A 5,126-nucleotide genomic window follows, 5' to 3' on the forward strand; every position below is an offset into this window, starting at 1 on the left:
GGGATATATAACAATACTTTTACAATGAAGAGTTTGATCCTGGCTCAGGATGAACGCTAGCTACAGGCTTAACACATGCAAGTCGAGGGGCATCAGGAAGAAAGCTTGCTTTCTTTGCTGGCGACCGGCGCACGGGTGAGTAACACGTATCCAACCTGCCCTTTACTCGGGGATAGCCTTTCGAAAGAAAGATTAATACCCGATAGTATAATCATTCCGCATGGTTTGATTATTAAAGGATTCCGGTAAAGGATGGGGATGCGTTCCATTAGGTTGTTGGTGAGGTAACGGCTCACCAAGCCTTCGATGGATAGGGGTTCTGAGAGGAAGGTCCCCCACATTGGAACTGAGACACGGTCCAAACTCCTACGGGAGGCAGCAGTGAGGAATATTGGTCAATGGGCGCGAGCCTGAACCAGCCAAGTAGCGTGAAGGATGACTGCCCTATGGGTTGTAAACTTCTTTTATATTAGAATAAAGTGCAGTATGTATACTGTTTTGTATGTATAATATGAATAAGGATCGGCTAACTCCGTGCCAGCAGCCGCGGTAATACGGAGGATCCGAGCGTTATCCGGATTTATTGGGTTTAAAGGGAGCGTAGGTGGACTGGTAAGTCAGTTGTGAAAGTTTGCGGCTCAACCGTAAAATTGCAGTTGATACTGTCAGTCTTGAGTACAGTAGAGGTGGGCGGAATTCGTGGTGTAGCGGTGAAATGCTTAGATATCACGAAGAACTCCGATTGCGAAGGCAGCTCACTGGACTGCAACTGACACTGATGCTCGAAAGTGTGGGTATCAAACAGGATTAGATACCCTGGTAGTCCACACAGTAAACGATGAATACTCGCTGTTTGCGATATACAGTAAGCGGCCAAGCGAAAGCATTAAGTATTCCACCTGGGGAGTACGCCGGCAACGGTGAAACTCAAAGGAATTGACGGGGGCCCGCACAAGCGGAGGAACATGTGGTTTAATTCGATGATACGCGAGGAACCTTACCCGGGCTTAAATTGCAGTGGAATGATGTGGAAACATATCAGTGAGCAATCACCGCTGTGAAGGTGCTGCATGGTTGTCGTCAGCTCGTGCCGTGAGGTGTCGGCTTAAGTGCCATAACGAGCGCAACCCTTATCTTCAGTTACTAACAGGTCATGCTGAGGACTCTGGAGAGACTGCCGTCGTAAGATGTGAGGAAGGTGGGGATGACGTCAAATCAGCACGGCCCTTACGTCCGGGGCTACACACGTGTTACAATGGGGGGTACAGAAGGCAGCTACCTGGTGACAGGATGCTAATCCCAAAAGCCTCTCTCAGTTCGGATCGAAGTCTGCAACCCGACTTCGTGAAGCTGGATTCGCTAGTAATCGCGCATCAGCCACGGCGCGGTGAATACGTTCCCGGGCCTTGTACACACCGCCCGTCAAGCCATGGGAGCCGGGGGTACCTGAAGTACGTAACCGCAAGGAGCGTCCTAGGGTAAAACTGGTGACTGGGGCTAAGTCGTAACAAGGTAGCCGTACCGGAAGGTGCGGCTGGAACACCTCCTTTCTGGAGCGATGTTGAAAACGACGTTCATTGGTTCTAAAATTGTACTACTGGTACTTGTTTATTTATAGAATATAGATCGACCGTCTATAGCAATATAGATAGAGATAAACAAGAGAAAACAGAAGCCGAGTCTAAGACAGGACACGGTTGAACTAGTCCTATAGCTCAGTTGGTTAGAGCGCTACACTGATAATGTAGAGGTCGGCAGTTCAACTCTGCCTGGGACTACCAAGACGAGATTGATATCTTGTATGATTGGGGGATTAGCTCAGCTGGCTAGAGCATCTGCCTTGCACGCAGAGGGTCAACGGTTCGAATCCGTTATTCTCCACCATTGATACGCTGGCAACACAAGTTGCCGAATGTTATCATACGATCTTTGACATGATGTACAAAAAAAAGTAAATTTAGTAAGAGCTAAAAGTATATATCGAACCATTTGGTTCAGATCCTTTTTAAGAAAAGGAGATGAATCTGGCGATAAAAGAAAGTAAATAAGGGCGCATGGCGGATGCCTTGGCTCTCGGAGGCGATGAAGGACGTGATAAGCTGCGATAAGCTTCGGGTAGGTGCAAATAACCTTTGATCCGAAGATTTCCGAATGGGACAACCCGGCATTCTGAAGGAATGTCATCCAACTAAGTTGGAGGCTAACGCAGGGAACTGAAACATCTTAGTACCTGCAGGAAAAGAAAATAAATAATGATTCCCCTAGTAGTGGCGAGCGAACGGGGAATAGCCCAAACCACCCATGTTACGGCATGTGTGGGGTTGTAGGACCACGCTCTCGCAAGAAAGTTATTGAGAAGAAGCGGCTGGAAAGTCGCGCCATAGACGGTGATAGCCCGGTATTCTAAGGTAACTGAAGCGTAGTGGTATCCTGAGTAGCGCGGAGCACGAGGAATTCTGCGTGAACCAGCCGGGACCATCCGGTAAGGCTAAATACTCCCGAGAGACCGATAGCGAACCAGTACTGTGAAGGAAAGGTGAAAAGCACTTCGAATAGAAGAGTGAAATAGTCCCTGAAACCATGCGCCTACAAGCGGTCGGAGCAGCTTATGCTGTGACGGCGTGCCTTTTGCATAATGAACCTACGAGTTACTTTTTCCGGCAAGGTTAAGCATCTTGAGATGTGGATCCGAAGCGAAAGCGAGTCTGAACAGGGCGGATAGTCGGAAGGAGTAGACGCGAAACCAAGTGATCTACCCTTGGGCAGGTTGAAGGTTAGGTAACACTAACTGGAGGACCGAACCGATAAGCGTTGAAAAGCTTCCGGATGACCTGAGGGTGGGGGTGAAAGGCTAATCAAACTTGGAGATAGCTCGTACTCCCCGAAATGCATTTAGGTGCAGCCTTGAGAATTACTAATGTGAGGTAGAGCGACTGATAAGATGCGAGGGCTTCACCGCCTATCAAGTCTTGATAAACTCCGAATGCGCATTAGTTCGATCTCAGGAGTGAGGGCATGGGTGCTAAGGTCCATGTCCTAAAGGAGAAGAATCCAGACCATCAGCTAAGGTCCCCAAATAAACACTAAGTTGAACTAACGAAGTCAGATTGCTAAGACAGCTAGGATGTTGGCTTGGAAGCAGCCATTCATTTAAAGAGTGCGTAACAGCTCACTAGTCGAGGAGTTTGGCGTGGATAATAATCGGGCATTAAGTGTTTTACCGAAGCTATGGGATACGTAAGTATCGGTAGGGGAGCATTCCACTCTGCGTTGAAGGCGAAGCGTGAGCTTTACTGGAGCGTGTGGAAAAGCAAATGTAGGTATAAGTAACGATAAAGGGGGTGAGAAACCCCCTCGCCGCAAGACTAAGGTTTCCTGATCAACGCTAATCGGATCAGGGTTAGTCGGGTCCTAAGGCTCAGCCGAACGGTGATGCCGATGGCAGAACAGGTTAATATTCCTGTACTAGCATTAAGAGTGACGTGGAGACGGAGGAGTGACAACGCCGCGGACTGACGGAATAGTCCGTTAAAGGGTGTAGATGTTGATTGTCCCAGGCAAATCCGGGATAAGAGTCGAACCTGATAGTATACCAATTTCCTCGGAAAACGGTAATAGTGCGTGTAAACATACTCCCAAGAAAATCCGCTAAACTTAATCTTAATGGTACCCGTACCGCAAACGGACACACGTAGTCGGGTTGAATATACTCAGGCGCTTGAGTGAATCACGGTTAAGGAACTAGGCAAATTGACCCTGTAACTTCGGGATAAAGGGTCCCTACCCGGTGACGGGAGGGCGCAGAGAATAGGTCCAGGCAACTGTTTAACAAAAACACAGGGCTGTGCAAAATTGAAAGATCACGTATACAGCCTGACACCTGCCCGGTGCTGGAAGGTTAAGAGGAGATGTCATCGCAAGAGAAGCATTGAATTGAAGCCCCAGTAAACGGCGGCCGTAACTATAACGGTCCTAAGGTAGCGAAATTCCTTGTCGGGTAAGTTCCGACCTGCACGAATGGTGTAATGATCTGGACACTGTCTCAACCGTGAGCTCAGTGAAATTGTAGTATCGGTGAAGATGCCGATTACCCGCGATGGGACGAAAAGACCCCGTGAACCTTTACTATAGCTTAACATTGAATTTGGGTAATTGATGTGTAGGATAGGCCGGAGACTTTGAAGCAGGTACGCCAGTATTTGTGGAGTCGCTGTTGAAATACGGCCCTTTGATTATTTGAGTTCTAACTCGCTGTTGCGAGGACACTGTTTGGTGGGTAGTTTGACTGGGGTGGTCGCCTCCAAAAGTGTAACGGAGGCTTCTAAAGGTGCCCTCACGCCGATTGGTAACCGGCGGCAGAGTGTAATGGCATAAGGGCGCTTGACTGGGAGACTTACAAGTCGATCAGGTAGGAAACTAGAGCATAGTGATCCGGTGTTTCCGTATGGAAGGGACATCGCTCAAAGGATAAAAGGTACTCCGGGGATAACAGGCTGATCCCTCCCAAGAGCTCATATCGACGGAGGGGTTTGGCACCTCGATGTCGGCTCGTCACATCCTGGGGCTGGAGAAGGTCCCAAGGGTTGGGCTGTTCGCCCATTAAAGTGGCACGCGAGCTGGGTTCAGAACGTCGTGAGACAGTTCGGTCTCTATCTATCGTGGGCGCATGAAATTTGCGTGGCTCTGACACTAGTACGAGAGGACCGTGTTGGACTGACCTCTGGTTTACCGGTTGTGCCGCCAGGTGCATTGCCGGGTATCTAAGTCGGGATTGGATAAGTGCTGAAAGCATCTAAGTACGAAGCCAGCCACAAGATTAGATTTCTTTTAGGGTCGTTGTAGACTACAACGTTGATAGGACGCAGGTGTACAGGTGGTAACATCACAGCCGAGCGTTACTAATTGCCCGATGACTTTCTTTTATTGTCTTTTATGGTTTATATATCCGTTTAGCTTTACTATCGGAGTGATAGACGGCTAAGTTTACTTTTGTACATTATGTCTGCCTTATTCAGGTGACTATAGCATCAGGGTTCCACCTCTTCCCATTCCGAACAGAGAAGTTAAGCCTGATCACGCCGATGGTACTGCGTAACAGTGGGAGAGTAGGTAGTCGCCGTTTTTTT

At 48.6% G+C, this 5,126-nt stretch carries 2 tRNA genes and 3 rRNA genes; all 5 read left to right on the forward strand.

The features are described 5' to 3' along the window. Positions 1-21 precede the first annotated feature (21 nt). Positions 22-1,550, forward strand: a 16S ribosomal RNA gene (locus ISX59_RS20995). Positions 1,551-1,704: 154 nt separating this feature from the next. Beyond that, a tRNA-Ile gene (locus ISX59_RS21000) sits at positions 1,705-1,781 on the forward strand. Positions 1,782-1,807: 26 nt separating this feature from the next. Continuing rightward, a tRNA-Ala gene (locus ISX59_RS21005) sits at positions 1,808-1,884 on the forward strand. A gap of 150 nt (positions 1,885-2,034) precedes the next feature. Beyond that, positions 2,035-4,922 (forward strand): 23S ribosomal RNA (locus tag ISX59_RS21010). A gap of 89 nt (positions 4,923-5,011) precedes the next feature. After that, positions 5,012-5,122, forward strand: a 5S ribosomal RNA gene (gene rrf / locus ISX59_RS21015). Together the 16S, 23S and 5S rRNA genes with 2 tRNA genes alongside form the textbook arrangement of a ribosomal RNA operon. Positions 5,123-5,126 lie beyond the last annotated feature (4 nt).

This window comes from Bacteroides sp. FSHCM14E1, from assembly GCF_019633785.1.
Lineage (GTDB): Bacteria > Bacteroidota > Bacteroidia > Bacteroidales > Bacteroidaceae > Bacteroides > Bacteroides hominis.